The sequence below is a fragment of the Methylibium petroleiphilum PM1 genome (assembly GCF_000015725.1).
GTDB classification, from domain to species: domain Bacteria; phylum Pseudomonadota; class Gammaproteobacteria; order Burkholderiales; family Burkholderiaceae_C; genus Methylibium; species Methylibium petroleiphilum.
In genome coordinates this window covers 1,163,300-1,179,403 of sequence record NC_008825.1, presented here as the reverse complement: position 1 = coordinate 1,179,403, position 16,104 = coordinate 1,163,300, and the positions used below count along the sequence as shown (strand labels likewise).

12 protein-coding genes and 1 tRNA gene are annotated in these 16,104 nt (G+C 70.1%); 9 read left to right on the top strand and 4 right to left on the bottom strand.

Going from position 1 to position 16,104, the window contains the following annotated elements; genetic code table 11:
• Positions 1-105: 105 nt before the first annotated feature.
• Positions 106-873 (bottom strand): sulfite exporter TauE/SafE family protein, encoded by a 768-nt coding sequence (locus MPE_RS05510; protein ID WP_011828697.1) that lies wholly within the window; start codon positions 871-873, stop codon positions 106-108.
• Positions 874-888: 15 nt separating this feature from the next.
• On the opposite strand from MPE_RS05510, the gene MPE_RS05505 reads away from it, so the two are divergent.
• Positions 889-1,530 (top strand): trimeric intracellular cation channel family protein, encoded by a 642-nt coding sequence (locus MPE_RS05505; RefSeq protein WP_011828696.1) that lies wholly within the window; start codon positions 889-891, stop codon positions 1,528-1,530.
• A gap of 47 nt (positions 1,531-1,577) precedes the next feature.
• On the top strand, positions 1,578-2,009 hold the full coding sequence (locus MPE_RS05500) for a DUF1841 family protein (RefSeq protein WP_041929555.1): 432 nt from the start codon (positions 1,578-1,580) through the stop codon (positions 2,007-2,009).
• 23 nt (positions 2,010-2,032) lie between these two features.
• Here MPE_RS05500 and MPE_RS05495 read toward each other — a convergent pair whose 3' ends face one another.
• From MPE_RS05495 to MPE_RS05485, 3 genes are all read right to left on the bottom strand, one after another.
• The gene (locus MPE_RS05495) at positions 2,033-3,619 is read right to left on the bottom strand and encodes an ABC transporter substrate-binding protein (protein WP_011828695.1); all 1,587 of its coding nucleotides are present in this window, start codon (positions 3,617-3,619) and stop codon (positions 2,033-2,035) included.
• Positions 3,620-3,678: 59 nt separating this feature from the next.
• Positions 3,679-4,908 carry an HD-GYP domain-containing protein gene (locus MPE_RS05490; RefSeq protein ID WP_011828694.1) on the bottom strand — a complete coding sequence of 410 codons (1,230 nt, stop codon included), beginning with the start codon at positions 4,906-4,908 and terminating at the stop codon, positions 3,679-3,681.
• 158 nt (positions 4,909-5,066) lie between these two features.
• Positions 5,067-5,729 (bottom strand): c-type cytochrome, encoded by a 663-nt coding sequence (locus MPE_RS05485; protein ID WP_011828693.1) that lies wholly within the window; start codon positions 5,727-5,729, stop codon positions 5,067-5,069.
• 83 nt (positions 5,730-5,812) lie between these two features.
• Between MPE_RS05485 and MPE_RS05480 the strand changes: the two genes are divergently transcribed.
• From MPE_RS05480 to MPE_RS05450, 7 genes are all read left to right on the top strand, one after another.
• Entirely contained in the window at positions 5,813-6,667 is an 855-nt protein-coding gene (locus MPE_RS05480; protein ID WP_011828692.1) for an AAA family ATPase, read from the top strand.
• Positions 6,668-6,678: 11 nt separating this feature from the next.
• Positions 6,679-6,912, top strand: a complete 234-nt coding sequence (locus tag MPE_RS05475; RefSeq protein WP_011828691.1) for a hypothetical protein — start codon at positions 6,679-6,681, stop codon at positions 6,910-6,912.
• On the top strand, positions 6,909-7,508 hold the full coding sequence (locus MPE_RS05470; protein WP_011828690.1) for a GNAT family N-acetyltransferase: 600 nt from the start codon (positions 6,909-6,911) through the stop codon (positions 7,506-7,508). The genes MPE_RS05475 and MPE_RS05470 overlap by 4 nt, the downstream gene beginning before the upstream one ends.
• A 138-nt stretch (positions 7,509-7,646) precedes the next feature.
• Entirely contained in the window at positions 7,647-8,828 is a 1,182-nt protein-coding gene (locus MPE_RS05465) for a vWA domain-containing protein (protein ID WP_011828689.1), read from the top strand.
• Between the two features lie 14 nt (positions 8,829-8,842).
• A complete protein-coding gene (locus MPE_RS05460; RefSeq protein ID WP_011828688.1) occupies positions 8,843-10,789 on the top strand; it encodes an autotransporter assembly complex protein TamA in 1,947 nt (648 codons plus the stop codon).
• On the top strand, positions 10,789-15,093 hold the full coding sequence (locus MPE_RS05455; RefSeq protein WP_011828687.1) for a translocation/assembly module TamB domain-containing protein: 4,305 nt from the start codon (positions 10,789-10,791) through the stop codon (positions 15,091-15,093). The genes MPE_RS05460 and MPE_RS05455 overlap by 1 nt, the downstream gene beginning before the upstream one ends.
• A gap of 33 nt (positions 15,094-15,126) precedes the next feature.
• Positions 15,127-15,201: transfer RNA gene (locus MPE_RS05450), tRNA-Arg, on the top strand.
• Positions 15,202-16,104: the final 903 nt, after the last annotated feature.

Below are 16,104 nucleotides of genomic sequence, written 5' to 3'. Positions count from 1 at the left end.
CGCGCCGCGCGCGGCCGGGTGCACCGTGACGATGATCGAACGAGGCTTCATGCGGGATCCTGCGGCTGGACGCGCGGCACCGGAAGGCACCGCCGGGCCCGCATCCTAAGCCCCCCAGCCCCGCAGACCGTCCCACAGCAGCTTCACGCCGGTCAGCAGCATGCCGAGCGAGAGCAGGCGGTAGAACAGCGTGGGCTCGACGCGCCGGGCCAGGCGCACCCCGATCCACACGCCGATGGGCGCCAGCGGCATCAGCAGCAGCGAGGTGGTCAGGTTCCGCAGGTCGATCAGGCCGAGCCACGCGTACGGGATCCATTTCGACGCATTGACCGCCGCGAAGAACACCGCCGTCGTGCCGGCGAACACCAGCGGGCGCAGCTTCAGGGGCATCAGGTAGGCGAGCGCCGGCGGCCCGCCGGCATGCGCGACGAAGCTGGTGTAGCCGGCAGCGATGCCGAGCCCGAAGCCCCACCAGCGCGGCGGCGGTGGGGCTTCGGCGCGCGGCGGGAAGAACTGGCGCTGCGCAAGGAACAGCAGCGTCAGCGCGCCGACGATGCCCGCCACGGTCGACGTCGGCAACAGCCCGAAGCTGAGCGTTCCCAGCGCGGTGCCCAGCAGGCCGGCCGGCAGCGTCAGCCGGAGCAGCGAGCGGTCGGCCTCGCGCCACAGTGCGGCCAGGCCGAAGGCATCCATCACGGCGAGCAGGGGCAGCATGATCGCCGCCGCCTGGGGGACCGGCAGCGCGACCGCCATCAGCGGCGTCGCGAGCGCGCCGAAGCCGGCCCCGAAGCCGCTCTTGCTCACGCCCATCAGCAGCACCGCGGGCACGGCCACCGCATAGAAGACGGGATCGGTGATGATGTCGGCCGTCATGAATGGTCCGCCCCAATGCCCGCCCACCCGCTGAACCTTGCGACCGCCCTGCTCGTGGCCGAGTGGGCCGCGATGCTGGCCTTCGCGCTGTCGGGCCTGATGGAGGCGGCGCGCAAGCGGCTCGATGCGGTCGGCGTCGTGGTGGTCGCCGGCCTCACCGCCTTCGGCGGCGGCACGCTGCGCGACGTGCTGCTCGACCGCCGACCGTTCTTCTGGGTGCAGCATGCACAGTACGTCTGGGCCATCGTGGCGCTGGCCGTGATCGCGATGCTGTTCATGCGCGGTCGCCACTTCCAGCCCACCGAGCGCGCGATCGTCTGGCCCGATGCGCTGGGCCTCGGGCTGTTCGCCGCCAGCGGCACGCTGATCGCGCTCGCCACACCGCTGCCGGCGCTGGTGTCGGTGCTGATGGGTGTCGTCACCGCGGTCTTCGGTGGCGTGCTGCGCGACATCGTGTGCAACGAAATCCCGGCGGCCTTCAGCGACCACCGGCCGTACGCCGTGTGCGCCTTCGCCGGCGGCTGGGCCGTGGTGGCGGTGCACAGCCTCGACGGCAGCGAGACTGCCGCGCTGATCGCCGGGACGCTCCTCACGGTGCTGCTGCGCGCACTGGTGCTTTGGCGCAACTGGCAGCTGCCAGCCTGGCGCATCGACTGAAGTCCCTCGCACCCCGGCGCCTGCCGCGCCGGCGCGACAATGGTGCAATGTTCACGCCCTCCCAGCACGACGTCCGCCGCTTCTTCTGCGAGGTGCAGCGCAAACACCAGGCCGCCGAGGTGCTTGCACCGATCGAGGCGATGGCCGCCGACTGGATCGGCCAGCACCCCGAATACCACGCCGACCTCGCCGACGCCGACACCGCGGTGGCGGCCCGCTACAGCGTCGAGGACGGCCGCACCAACCCCTTCCTGCACCTGTCGATGCACCTGTCGATCACCGAGCAGGTGGGCGTCGACCAGCCGCGCGGCATCAAGCAGGCCTTCGAGCTGCTCGCGGCCCGCCGCGGCTCGGCCCACGAGGCCCAGCACGAAATGATGGAATGCCTGGGCGAGATGATCTGGACCTCGCAGCGCAGTGGGTTGCCGCCGGACGGCGAGGCCTACATCGACTGCGTGCGGCGGCGCGCGACGCGCTGAGGTCGGCGGCGCGGGCCGCCGCCTCACTTGACACTGATCCACGACCACTCGAGCCAGTTGTCGGCGCGGTGGACCACCGTCACGTTGCTGCGCGCCGCCCACGGCACGATCTGCCGGTGCAGCGGCAGGTGCAGCACCAGCTCGTTGTGGCGGGCCAGCGCCGCCTTGACCAGTGCCTCGCGCTTCTTCGGATCGGCCTCGCTGCTGGACGCCGCGGCCAGTTCGTCGAGCCTGGCATCCTTGACGCCGCCGAAGTTCCAGCTCCCGACACCGCCCGTATCGCCCGGGATGCGGCTGCGCAGCACCGGCGTCAGCGTGGTCTCGGCATCGGTGATCGAACCGCCCCAGCCCAGCAGGTACAGCGAGGTGTCCAGCTTCTCCAGCTTCGCGAAATAGGTGCTGCGCGGCATCGCGTTGACCTGCACCTTCACCTTCAGCTGCGACCACATGGCCGCCAGCGCGAGGCAGATCTCCTCGTCGTTGATGTAGCGGTTGTTCGGGCAGTCCAGCGTGACCCCGAAGCCCTCGGGGTAGCCTGCGGCCTGCATCAGCTGCCGGGCCGCCGCCAGGTCGAACGGCAGGCGCTTCTCCAGCGCCGCATCGTTGTAGGCGCCCAGCGGAGACGGCGTGATGCCGCCGGTGGGCAAGGCCTGCCCACGCATCAGCTTCGTCTTGATCGTCTCGATGTCGATGGCCTGGTAAAGCGCCTTGCGCACCCGCACGTCCTTGAAGGGGTTGCGGTCGCCGGGCACCCGACCGTACAACAGCTTGTCGCGCGCCTGATCCATGCCGATGAACAGGACGCGATTCTCCGGTCCGTCGACGACCTGCACGCCGGCCGTGTTGCGCAGCCGGGCGATGTCCTGCGGCGCCGGGTCGAGCACGAAGTCGAGCTCGCCGGAGATCAGCGCGGCAGAGCGCGTCGCATCGCTCTTCACCGGCGTGTAGACCACCTGCTGCAGGTTGCCCGCGAAGCGGCCCCACCAGGCCGGGTTGCGCTTGTAGACCGTCTTCACGTCCGGCTGGCGCGAGACCAGCATGAACGGGCCGGTGCCGTTGGTGTTCAGCGATGCATGACCTTCCTGCTTGTTCTTGAAGTCCAGCGGCCGGGCGGCACCGTGCTTCTCGCTCCAGGCGCGGCTCATGATCTGCACCGTGCTGAGGTGCTGCAGGAAGATCGGGTTCACCTGCGCCAGCCGGAACTCCACCGTCAGAGCGTCGAGCTTCTTCGGCTCGCCCAACGCGCTGGCGTAGACGCGGATCGCCGACGCGGGATCGCGCGCCCGCAGCACCGAGAACACCACGTCGTCCGCGGTGAACGGGCTGCCGTCGTGGAAGCGGACCTGGGGCCGCAGCTTCAGCCGCCACACGGTCGGCGAGATCTGCTGCCACTCGGCGGCGAGCACCGGCTCGATGGCGAGATGCCGGTCGCGATTGACCAGCGACTCGTAGACCTGGCCGTTGATCTGGTTGGTCAGCGACTCGTTCTGGGAGTGGGGGTCCAGGGTCTGGACATCGCCCTGGCTGGCCCAGCGCAGCGTCTGCGCCGAGCCGGCTGTGGCCAGCGCGGCCAGCAGCAGCAACGTTGCGGCTCGAAGGAAGGTCGGCATGGCAGGTCTCGTGCGCGCGGGCGGCGGAGCGCGCAGTGTAGACAGGCCCTGCAATCCCCTCAGGGTCTGGCGGCCTCCCCAGCCCAGAGCCGGTCGATGTCCTTGAACGGCCACTTGTCCGGCGGCTCGCAGGCAATCACCTTGTCCTGGCACCAGGGTCCGCCGAGATCGATCTCCTCCGGCAGGATGCGCTGGTTGGACTTGGTGCTGAAGAACACCTTGACCTTGGGCGTCAGCAGCGACGCCGGGTTCTGCTGGATCACCACCGCCAGCCGCCCGGTCTGCAGCCTCACCAGCGAACCGACCGGGTAGATGCCGACCGTCTTGACGAAGGCCTGGAAGACCAGCGGGTCGAAGTGCCCTTTCCACTGCGCCATCTGGCGCAGCGACTCGCCGGGGTCCCAGCCGGCCTTGTAGGGGCGGTTCGAGGTGATGGCGTCGTAGACGTCGCACACCGCACCCATCTTGGCGATCAGCGAGATCTTGTCGCCGGCCAGCCGGTGCGGGTAGCCGCTGCCGTCGACCTTCTCGTGGTGGTGCAGGCAGACATCGAGCACGTCCGGGGGCGCATTGCCGGCCTCGAGGAGCAGCGCATGGCCCCGCTCCGGATGGGTGCGGATGATCGCGAACTCCTCGTCGGTCAGGCGTCCCGGCTTGTTCAGCACCGGGCTCGGCATCACCGCCTTGCCCAGGTCGTGCATCAGGCCGGCCAGACCCGCCTCGCGCACTTGCGCCTCGCGCAGGCCCAGCTGGCGGCCCAGCGACACCATCAGGGCGCACACGGCCACGGAATGCAGGTAGGTGTAGGTATCGGTTGTCTTGAGGCGCGCCAGGCTCACCAGGGTGCCCGGACTGCTCATCACCGAGCCGGCGATCTCCTCCACCAGGCGCCGCCCCTGCTCGACATCCATCGCGCGACCCAGCCGGGCCTCGGCGAACATCGATTGCACGGCCTCGCGCGAACGACCGATCACCTTGCGAGCCTGCGCCAGCTCCTCGTCCCGTGAGCGCGGCAGTTCGATCAAGGGGCTGGGCGCAGTGGCTGCCGCCTCGAGTTCGCGCTCGATCTCCTCGCGCACGTCGGACTCGCTGATGCCGCCCTCGACATCCATGCCGACCTCGACGTTGATCCACACCTCGCCGATCCCGCTATCGCGGATCTTGGCGATGTCGGCCGGATCGCGCAGCACGAACTTGGAGCGCCAGAACGGATGCTCCATCCAAGAGCCGCACAGCTCGTGCAGGTACATGCCGGGCCGCAGCTGGTCCACCGTGATTCTCTTCAGCACGCCGCTTCTCCGTCGAACGTGGTCATGCTGCGCTATCGACCGCAGCCGGGCGCACTGAAGCCGGAGCGCCGCATCCGCACACCAAACACGCAGCGGGCGTGAAAAAACCGCCGGACCTGGCGGTCGGGCGGCTCCTTGCCGACGCAGGATGCGGCGGACTACTTGAACTTCGACTGCGGCACCGTCTTCAGATCGGTCGGCAGCGCGGCCATGTAGTTCGACAGGCCCTTGAGCTCGGCGTGGCTGAACGCCTTGACCTGGGCGCCCATGATCGCGTGGCTGCGGCCGACGTTGGGGTTGCCCTGGGTCGCGTAGGCCTTCAGGGCGACGTATAGGTAATCGGCGTGCTGGCCCGCCAGCTTCGGGTAGCTGCCGTCGATGGGCTTGCTGAAGTTCGCACCGTGGCAGGCGGCACAGCTGCCCTTGGTCAGCAGTTCAGCGATCGCGGGATCCGGCGCCTTCGCCGGCTCGGCCGGCAGCTCGGCGCGCGCGCCGCCTTCGGCTTCGTAGTACGCGGCGAGGTCGGCCATGTCCTGCTCGCTCAGCGACTCGGAGATGCTGCGCATCGTCGGGTGCTTGCGGTCACCCTTCTTGTAGGCGGTCAGCGCGGCCACGATGTACTTCGCGTTCTGGCCCGCGATCATCGGCACCTTGTAGATCTCCGGGAAGCTCGCCTGGTAGCCGACGATGCCGTGGCAGCCGATGCACATGGCGTTCTTCTTCTGGCCGGCCGCGGCGTCGCCGGCCTTGTCTTGCGCTTGCGTCGTGGCGGCAAAGGTCATCGCAAGCAGCGCGATCATCGCGGGGAACAGTGTCTTCATGGTCCGGCGGTGGGTTGAGTTCAGCGGCGGAGTATACGGGCCCCCTATACTGATTTGGACACCCTCAGCCGACTCTCCCCGCCATGAAATATGCAGGTTCCGACCAGTACGTCGCCACGCCCGACCTGATGCTGGCGGTCAATGCCGCCATCACGCTGCAGCGGCCGTTGCTCATCAAGGGCGAGCCCGGAACCGGCAAGACGATGCTGGCCGAAGAGGTGGCCGCGGCTCTGAAATTGCCGTTGCTGCAATGGCACATCAAGAGCACCACCAAGGCGCAGCAAGGCCTGTACGAGTACGACGCGGTGAGCCGCCTGCGTGACAGCCAGCTCGCGGGGCCCGACGGCGCCGAGCGCGTGCGCGACATCCGCAACTACATCGTCAAGGGCGTACTGTGGCAGGCCTTCACCGCCGAGCAACCGGTGGCGCTGCTGATCGACGAGATCGACAAGGCCGACATCGAGTTCCCGAACGACCTGCTGCGCGAGCTCGACCGCATGGAGTTCCACGTCTACGAGACGCGCGAGATGGTCAAGGCGCGACACCGGCCGCTGGTGTTCATCACCTCCAACAACGAGAAGGAACTGCCCGACGCCTTCCTGCGCCGCTGCTTCTTCCACTACATCAAGTTTCCCGAGGCCGAGACGATGCGCAGGATCGTCGAGGTGCACTTCCCCACGCTGAAGAAGGAGCTGCTCGCCTCGGCGCTGAAGAGCTTCTACGACGTGCGCGGCCTGCCCGGCCTCAAGAAGAAGCCCAGCACCAGCGAACTGCTCGACTGGCTCAAACTGCTGGTGGCCGAGGACATTCCGCTCGACGCGCTGCAGAGCCAGGACGACAAGGTCGCCATCCCGCCGCTGCTCGGCGCGCTGCTGAAGAACGAGCAGGACGTGAGCCTGTTCGAGAAGCTGGTGTTCATGCAGCAGCGCAACCGCTGAGCGGGGTACGCATGCAGAACGACACCCGTCGCGACCTGCTCGTCGGCGTGGCCGACGCCCTGGGCTTCGTGCTCGGGGCGCTGGCCGGCTGGGGCCTCGGCCGGCTGCTGGGCTTCGATTTCGTCGGCACGCCCGGCTACGGCGGCGCCCAGATGATCGGGCTGGTATTCATCGTGCTGGGCTGCGGGCTCGGCAAGTGGCTGGCGCGCACGCTGGCGCAAACCTTCACCCGGGATCGTCCATGAGTGCCCTGCCCCTCACCTCGCCGGTCACGCTCGAGGGTCGCCACGCCAGCCTGGTGCCGCTCTCGCATGCGCACGCCGATGCGCTGGCCCGCGCCAGCGCGGAAGGCGAGCTGCATCGGCTCTGGTACACCGCGATCCCGGCTCCCGAGGCCATCGGACCCGAGATCGCGCGCCGACTGGCTCTGCACGCGGCCGGGTCGATGCTGCCCTTCACCGTGCTCGATGCCGACGGCACGCCGGCCGGCATGACCACCTACATGAACATCGACTCGGTGAACCGCCGCGTCGAGATCGGCTCGACCTGGTATGCGCAGCGCGTGCAGCGCACCGGACTCAACACCGAATGCAAGCTGCTGCTGCTGACGCATGCCTTCGAATCGCTGGACTGCATCGCCGTCGAGTTCCGCACCCACCGGCTCAACACCCAGAGCCGGCGCGCGATCGAGCGGCTCGGCGCCCAGCTCGACGGCATGCTGCGCGCCCACCAGCGCGCCGCCAACGGCACGCTGCGGGACACCGCCGTGTACAGCATCACTGCGGCGGAATGGCCGACCGTGAAGACGCACCTCGAGTGGCAGTTGCTGCGGCCGCGCTGAAACCCGCACCCGCCGGCCGATGCCCGAGTCGGCCATTGACACAGGGTTACCTGCTGTGTCCGCACGAGCCGCAAGGGCTGGGGCTACCATCGATGCTCATCGGCCGGCGCACCCCGCGCTCCGCACTCCCGCGATGCCATGCTGATCGACTTCTTCTATACGCTGCGCAGCGCGAAGCTGCCCGTCTCGATCAAGGAATACCTCACCTTGCTCGAGGGGCTGCAGGCCGGCCTGGCCGAGCGCGACGGCCAACCCTCGGTCGAGCAGTTCTACTTCCTGGCCCGCACGACGCTGGTCAAGGACGAGGCCCACTTCGACAAGTTCGACCGTGCCTTCGCCGCCTATTTCAAGGGCGCGCAGATGCTGGCTGACTTCACGCAGGAGGTGCCGCTCGACTGGTTGCGCCGCACGCTGGAGCTGGAGCTCACCCCTGAGCAGAAGGCCGCGATCGAGAAGATGGGCTGGGACGAGCTGATGGCGACGCTGAAGAAGCGCTTCGAGGAACAGAAGGAGCGCCACGAGGGTGGCAGCAAGTGGATCGGCACCGGCGGCACGTCGCCGTTCGGCCACTCGGGCTACAACCCGCAGGGCATCCGCATCGGCGGCGCGGGCAGGAACAGGAGCGCGGTCAAGGTGTGGGACCAGCGCGCCTACCAGGACTACGACGACACCAAGGAGCTCGGCACACGCAACATCAAGGTCGCGCTGCGCCGGCTGCGCCGCTTCGCTCGAGAGGGCAACGAACTCGAACTCGACCTCGACGACACCATCCACCGCACCGCCGCCAATGCCGGCCTGCTCGACATCAAGATGGTGCCGGAGCGCCACAACAGGGTGAAGGTGCTGCTGCTGATGGACGTGGGCGGCACGATGGACGAGCACATCCACCGCGTGGAAGAGCTGTTCAGCGCCACCAAGACCGAGTTCAAGCACCTGGAGTTCTACTACTTCCACAACTGCGTCTACGACTTCATGTGGAAGCACAACCGGCGCCGCTTCAGCGAGAAGCACTCGACCTGGGACGTGATCCGCAAGTACAACCGCGACTACAAGCTGATCTTCGTCGGCGACGCGACGATGAGCCCCTACGAGATCCTGCAACCGGGCGGCAGCGTCGAATACAACAACGAGGAGCCCGGTGCCGAATGGTTGCAGCGCCTGACCCACGCCTTCCCCAAGTACGCCTGGATCAATCCGGAACCGCAGGGCGTCTGGGGCTACCGTCAGAGCATCTCGATCGTCCAGCAGCTGATGCAGCAGCGCATGTTCCCGCTGACGCTGCAGGGGCTCGAAGGTGCGATGCGCCTGCTGAGCAAGTGACCGGACCGCGGCCGTTGACCGCCACGCTGCGACACGCCATCGCGACGGCGCTGATCGCCGTGGCCTGGAGCGCCACCCTGCTGTCCGTGCAGGTGGCATGGGCACAGGCCGAAGAGGACGACACGGCGGCCCGCGACGAAGCGCGTGCCGACCAGGCCAGCGAAGGCGCCGCCGACGCCACCGAGGCAGCCGCCCGTGCCCCGTTGCTGGACAGCGGCGTCACCACGCTGACGACCGGCAGGCATGCTGCCTACCACCTCGAGGTGCGGGCGCCGAACCCGCTGCGCGACCTGCTGGTGCGCCACCTCGACCTGGCGCGGTTTCGCGAGCAGCGCGACATCTCGGTGGTCGAGATCGGCCGACTGATCGCTGCGGCCCCGGATCAGGCTCGCAGCCTGCTGGAACCGGAGGGTTACTTCAATGCACGCATCGACGTGACGCGCGACGATGCACCGGCCGGCGGCCCGCCGACCGTGCGGGTGCGCGTCGATCCCGGTCCGCAGGTGCGGGTGGGCAGGGTGCAGATCGAGGTCCAGGGGCCCTATGCCGACGCGATGAATGCTGGCAACGCCGCCCTGCGCACCCGCTGGCAGCGGCTGAGCGCCCGCTGGTCGCTGAAGGAAGGGGCACCGTTCAGTCAGGCGGCCTGGACCGGCGCCAAGAACGCGCTGCTGGCCAGCCTGCGCACGCGTGGCTACGCGACGGCCGGCTTTTCGGGCACCAGCGCCGAGGTGGATGCCACCAGCAACACGGCCCGCCTGTTCCTGGTGGTCGATAGCGGGCCGCTCTACCGCATCGGCGAGATCCGCGTCGAAGGGCTGGAGCGCACGCCGCAGGATGCCGCGCTGAACGTACTGCCGTTCCAGATCGGCTCCGAGTACACCGAGAAGAAGCTGCTCGACTACCAGGAGGCCCTGCAGAAGACCGGTCTCTACGAGGGTGTGGCGGTCGAGCTCGACCAGAGCCCGGAGGGCGCCGACCACGCGATCGTCTATGCGAAGCTGCGCGAGAACAAGATGCAGAACGCCACGTTCAGCGTCGGCTTCTCGAGCAACACCGGCCCGCGGGTCGGCGTGGAGCACACGCACCGCCGCGTGTTCGGCTATGACCTCGTGGCCACCACCAAACTCAAGGTGGGGCGAGACGAACGCGAGGCCTCGTTCGACCTGCTCACCTACCCGCAGCCCGAGGGTTACCGCAACCTGCTGGGGCTGAAGGCCGACTACCTGGACGCCGGCGGCGCGGTGACGCAGACCCAGCGAGCGCGCGTCGGCCGCACGCGCGACACCGAGCGCATCGACCGCCTCTACTACCTCGAGTTCAACCGCACCACGGTCGAGACGGCGACCACCCGGACCACCGACCGCGCGCTGCTCGCCAACTACGAATGGGTGCACCGCGACGTCAACAACCTCGTGTTCCCCACGCGCGGCCTGATCCTGAACGCGCAGAGCGGCGCCGGCGTGGCCTACGACGGCGATGGCGATCGCGGGCCGTTCGGGCGCCTCTACCTGCAGGCGGTCTGGTACCGCCCGCTGATCGGCGGCTGGCTCGGGCAGCTGCGCGGCGAGGTCGGGCAGGTGCTGCGCCGTGACACGCTGGGCATCCCGGATTCCCTGCTGTTTCGCGCTGGCGGTGACGACTCGGTACGCGGCTACGGCTACCGCACGCTCGGCCCGGTGCGCGATGGCGCGGTGGTCGGCGGCCCGGTGCTGGCCACCGGCAGCATCGAACTGGCCCACCGGCTGTCGGACAGCTCGCCGCAATGGCGAAACTGGTACGGCGCCGTGTTCGTCGACGCCGGCAACGCGGCACTGACCTGGGGTGAGTACGACGCTGCCGTCGGCTACGGCGTCGGCGTGCGCTGGCGCAGCCCGATCGGCCCGCTGCGCATCGACCTGGCCTACGGCCAGCAGGTCGAGGCCGTGCGGCTGCACATCAGCGTGGGGGTCACGTTCTGATGGCCGACACGCCTGCCCCGCGCGGCGCGGGCTCGCCCGCTGCGGCGCCGCGCGTCGCGCGCCGCTGGCCGTGGCTGCTGGGTGCGGTGCTCGCGCTGCCGCTGGCCGCGGCGGCGGTCATCGCCTCGGCGTGGCAGGCGCTGCACACCGAGGCCGGCACGCGCTGGTGGCTCGATCAGATCGGCATGCATGTGCCGGGGCTCACGCTCGAAGCCCCACGCGGCGCGCTGCTCGGGCCGACCAGCGAGTTCTCGCTGGCGCAGCTGTCGATCCGTGCCGGCCGCAGCACGGTCCGCATCGACGGCCTGCAATCGAGCGGTCTGGAGCTCGTCGACTGGCGCTTCGCCGCGCCCTTCGTTCATCTCCAGGCCCGCACGCTGGCCGCGCACAGCGTGGCGGTCGAGCTCTCCCCCACGCCCGCGCCGACGCCTGCCGCGGGCGCTCCGTCCGACCTGCAGCTCCCGCTGAGCGCGCGCATCGACACGCTGCGCATCGAGCGCCTGCAACTGCCGGGGCTCGCGGCGCCGATCGAGGCCCTGAGCGCGCGTGTCGAGGCCGGCAGCACCCACCGCATCGAAGCGCTGTCGTTGCGCTGGAACGGGCTGCAGGCCGAGGGCGGCGGCCAGATCGAGGCCGCCGCGCCGCTGCCGCTGCGGGCGCGCTTCGCGCTGCACGGCGCAGTTGACGCCAGCGAAGCCCAGGTCCCACCCTGGGCCCGCGACGTGACACTGGCGCTGCAGGCGGCCGGCCCGCTGAGCCGCTTCGACGCCCAGGCCACGGTGGTGATGCAATCGCAGCGCCTCGATGTCAAGGCGCAGGTCACGCCCTTCGATCCCCTGCCCGTCTCGCAGCTCGACGCGCACTTCGTGCAGCTCGACCTCGCGCGGCTGCTCGCCCCGCTCCTGTCCGCCGGCACGCCCGCACCGACCACTGAGCTGAACGGCAGCGCGGTCCTGCAGCTCAACAACGACCAGCCGCTGGTGCTGCGGGCCCAGGTGCGCAACGAGGTCCCCGGCCGCTGGGACCAGCGGCGCGCGCCGCTGCGCGAGATCGACCTGCTGCTGCGGGGCCGCGGCACGGCGTGGGACATCGAGCGCGCCCGCGTGCAGCTGGCCTCCGATGCGCGCACCGCGGCCGGGCTGCTCGAGGCCACCGGCCGCGTCGAGGGACCCGACGCGCAGGCCCGGCTCCGGCTCGACGGCGTGCTGCTGCAGGGACTGGATCAGCGCGCCCCGCCGCTGCGGCTGAGCGGGCCGGTCGATCTGAAACACGCCGCACCCGCCAACGCGGAAGCGGCCTTCGGTCGTCTCGCGTTCGATGCCCGGCTCGAAGGCGCGCTGCTCGGTCCCGCCCGCCACAATGCCCCCGTGCCGTTGCGCGGCACCGCGCAGCTCGCGTTGCGTGGCAGCGCCACGCCCACGCTCGCCGTCATCGACACGCTGAGCGCACGCGCCGGCGCCGCACGGCTCGACGGCAAGGGGCGCGCGCAGCGCAGCGGCGAGCGCTGGGATACCGAGGCCGACCTGAAGCTCGCCGACTTCGACCCCGCGGCCTGGCTACCCGGAGAACCCACGGCCGCCTGGCGGCGCAGCCGCAATGCGCTCAACGGCCAGCTCAATCTGCGCGCACAGGTGCCGGTGGTGGCGGCCGACGCGGGTGCGCTGCTGGCGGCGCTGCGCGGCACGCTGCGCGCCGACCTGAGCGACAGCGCCTTCGCCGGCCAGCCGCTCGCGCTGCAACTGCAGGCCGATGCCGACGGCAAGGGCCGGCTCGACGCCACCGCAAGCGCCCGCGCCGCCGACAACCGCGCCGAACTCGACCTGAAACTGCGGGCGCCAGTCCGCGGCGGCAGTGCACCGGCGGCCGACGCCGAGCAACTGCGGCTGCAACTCGACGCGCCGGCCCTGGCGCAGCTCGCGCCGCTGGCCGATGCGCTGGGGCTGGGGCCGCTGACCGGTCGCGCCCGCCTCGAAACCCGAACCGACGGAGCGCTCGGCGCGTGGCTGCTCGGCAGCGCGGCCAGCGGCAGCCTCGTCACGCGCGGCAGCCTCGAACTCGAGCGCCTGCAGTTCGGCAGCCTCCGGCTCGATGCGGCCCAGGGGCGCTGGGACGCCACGCTGCCCGGCAGCGAAGCCGTCGGCAGCGCGCTGGCGCGCGCCGCGCTGCAGGGCGAGTTCACTGCCACCCAGATCCGGACGCCGGCGCTGACGCTCCCGACCGTCGCGCTTCAAGCCGACGGCACGCTCGGCGAGCACCGCGCCAGCCTGCGCGCCACGTTGCGGCAGCCGCAGGCCCCGGGCAGCGAGGCCGGCGCCGCCGAACCCGCACCGCTGAGCCTGGTGGCACGACTGACCGGCGCCTGGCAAGCCGGTGAGAACGGCGCACCGAACCTCTGGCGCGCGCGCCTGCCCGAGCTGTCGCTGCTGCCAGTCCCACAGAGCGCGGGGCCGGCGCCCCCTCCCGCGGCGGCAGGGGGCGCCGAGAGCGCCGACGCAGCGGCGGTCCGCTCCCAGGTCGCGCCGCTGCCGCTGGTCGTCGCGCGCGAGCTCGCGTTCGAACTGCAGCAGGGAGAGCAGTTGCTGCGCTGGCAAATGACGCCGGGCAGCGTCGACGTGCTGGGCGCGGTGCTGCGCTGGCAGACGCTGCGCTGGCAACGCCAGGGCGAGCGGCCTCCGCAGCTCGACCTGCAGGCCGACGTCGAACCGTTCGAGGTGGCGCGCCTGCTGCGGCGGCTGCAGCCCGATTTCGGATGGGTCGGCGATCTGCGCGTCGGCGCGCAAGTGCGCGTGCGCAGCGATCCGGCGGTCAGCGCGCACATCGAGATCGCCCGCACCGGCGGCGACCTGCAGGTCAACGAGTTCGGCAGCATCCAGCCGCTGGGCCTCACGGACGCCCGACTCGAGTTCACGGCCGAGTCCGGCCTGTGGCAGTTCAACCAGCTCGTCGCCGGCGCCCAGCTCGGGCGCGTGGTCGGCGCGCAGACCGTGCGCACCGCGCCCGACCTGCTGTGGCCCGCCCCTGACGCACCGGTCGAGGGCGCGCTGCGGGTGCAGGTCGAGAACCTGGGCGCCTGGGGAGCCTGGGTGCCGGCCGGCTGGCGCCTGGGCGGGCAGATGGACGGCACCCTGCTCGTCGGGGGGCGGTTCGGCGGTCCCGATCTGACAGGGCAGCTCGCCGGCCGCCAGCTCGCGCTGCGCAACACACTCGAAGGCGTGGCCCTGTCCGACGGCGAACTCGATGCCCGCTTCGATGGCGACACCGCCCGGCTGACCACGCTGCGGTTCAAGGCCGGGGAAGGCGAACTGCGCGCCAGCGGCGACGCGCGTCTGGGCGACGCGCCCCAGGCTCGGCTGCAGCTCACGGCCGAACGCGCCACGGTGCTCGGCCGCGTCGACCGACGTGTCGTCGCCAGTGGCCAGGCCAGCCTGGCACTCGATACGCAGACGATCAAGATCGACGGCGACTTCCGGGCCGACGAGGGCCTGATCGACATCAGCCGCAGCGACGCACCCACGCTCGGCGAGGACGTGACCGTGCGCCGCGCCGGCGACGCCCCGGCGGCGGCCGAGACGGCGGCGCCGCGCGCACCGCGCACCGTCGACCTGCGCCTGGCGGTCAACCTCGGTCCGCGCTTCAAGCTGCGCGGACGCGGCCTCGACACGCGGCTCGAAGGTGACCTGCGCCTCACCACGCCGGGTGGCCGGCTGGCAGCGCACGGCGAGATCCGCACCGACGCAGGCACCTACGAGGCCTACGGCCAGAAGCTGGCGATCGAACGCGGCGTGATCACCTTCGTGGGCGACATCGCCAATCCGCGGCTCGACATCCAGGCGGTGCGCGCCAACACCGACACCCGCGTCGGCGTCATCGTCGGCGGCAACGTGCAGTCGCCGCGGGTGCGGCTGTTCTCTGACCCCGAGTTGCCCGGCACCGAGAAGCTGGCGCTGCTGGTCACCGGCCGCAGCTATGACAGCCTGGCCGGCGGCGATGTGCTGCTGCTGCAGCGCGCCGCGTTCGCGCTGCTGGCCGGCGACGGCGCCGACGGCAAGAACCCGCTGGACGTGGCGGGCCTGCTGCGACTCGACGAACTGTCGGTGCGGCAGAGCGACGGCGCCGTCAAGGACACCGTGGTCACGGTCGGCAAGCAGATCTCCGACCGGGTCTACGTGGGCTACGAGCGCGGCCTGAACGCCACCGCCGGCAACTGGCAGCTGATCTACCGCATTGCGCAGCGCTTCACGCTGCGCGCCCAGTCGGGCGAGGACCCGGCGGTCGACCTGATCTGGATCTTCCGCTGGAACTGAGGCCGCAGCTGGCCTCCTACAATCCAGCCCGCCGCCACCGTAGTTCAATGGATAGAACGGCCGCCTCCTAAGCGGCAGATACAGGTTCGATTCCTGTCGGAGGCACCAAATAGACGCCCGATAGCATCCACCATCTTCCGAGCAAGACACATCCACCAATGGGATAGCACCGCCCCAACGCTCGAAGAAGTGCGCTGAAGTGTGCTGCAATCCGGGGGCATCAGGGGGCACATTTGGGGGCATGCCAACGAAATTTGGGGGCACAAGTTCTCACGACCGCATGATGCAAGAGCCATGCGCTCCAGACGCCCCGCCAGCAGCGAGATTGGCCGTGACCGCCAAGCGTCCCAACTGAGCGCCTCTCCAAGCGCTCGATAGGCTTCTCCGCCCAGCGAATCCGGGGCACAGATCTCGCTCCAGCCAAAAGCGAACGGGGACAGCGGGGGCACGGGGACACTGCCCGCAAACCCGCATGAATACTCGCGCTCGCTGTCCCCGCCTCAATAGAAGTTGTCCCCGCTGGAAAGCATCAGCGGGGACAAATCATCCCAACAAAGTGTGAGGGCGTCCGACGGACTCAGTGGAGTCAGCACGTGTTGCATGGCATGCAAGACGGTGCTCGGAAGTCACGCAGGCGGGTTGCTCCAATCGGCCTACTCTGAATCGCAGGAAGTAGTCGCGCGCCACGCGCCCAGCACTGCGCCCAGTGAGACCCCTGTGTCGGAAGCCGACTCGTCAAGCTGGCCCGACGCAAAGACTACCGCCGGCCGATTCGTGCCCGATGCGCACCGGCGCCCCAGCACCACCAGCTCGCCGGCCCGCGCCATATTGCGCGTGGTGTCTCGTGCGACAGTGAACCCTACACACGCGCGAATAGCCATCTCGCGCCAAGTCGCTCCACCGCTCTCCCTAGTCAACTCGGCGGCCGCGGCAGCCAACGCCATGCGCACCTCGCCCCGCGGACGGCCCCCACGTCGGGACGCACCTTGCATGCGAGTTGTTAGAGGTTCC

Excerpts from the sequence above, each read along its gene's own strand:
- MPE_RS05465 (WP_011828689.1), top strand. The coding sequence starts at position 7,647 with ATGCTGATCGACTTCTTCTATACGCTGCGCAGCGCGAAGCTGCCCGTC.
- MPE_RS05455 (WP_011828687.1), top strand. The coding sequence starts at position 10,789 with ATGGCCGACACGCCTGCCCCGCGCGGCGCGGGCTCGCCCGCTGCGGCG.
- MPE_RS05495 (WP_011828695.1), bottom strand. The coding sequence starts at position 3,619 with ATGCCGACCTTCCTTCGAGCCGCAACGTTGCTGCTGCTGGCCGCGCTG.
- MPE_RS05510 (WP_011828697.1), bottom strand. The coding sequence starts at position 873 with ATGACGGCCGACATCATCACCGATCCCGTCTTCTATGCGGTGGCCGTG.
- MPE_RS05505 (WP_011828696.1), top strand. The coding sequence starts at position 889 with ATGCCCGCCCACCCGCTGAACCTTGCGACCGCCCTGCTCGTGGCCGAG.
- MPE_RS05500 (WP_041929555.1), top strand. The coding sequence starts at position 1,578 with ATGTTCACGCCCTCCCAGCACGACGTCCGCCGCTTCTTCTGCGAGGTG.
- MPE_RS05470 (WP_011828690.1), top strand. The coding sequence starts at position 6,909 with ATGAGTGCCCTGCCCCTCACCTCGCCGGTCACGCTCGAGGGTCGCCAC.
- MPE_RS05485 (WP_011828693.1), bottom strand. The coding sequence starts at position 5,729 with ATGAAGACACTGTTCCCCGCGATGATCGCGCTGCTTGCGATGACCTTT.
- MPE_RS05475 (WP_011828691.1), top strand. The coding sequence starts at position 6,679 with ATGCAGAACGACACCCGTCGCGACCTGCTCGTCGGCGTGGCCGACGCC.
- MPE_RS05480 (WP_011828692.1), top strand. The coding sequence starts at position 5,813 with ATGAAATATGCAGGTTCCGACCAGTACGTCGCCACGCCCGACCTGATG.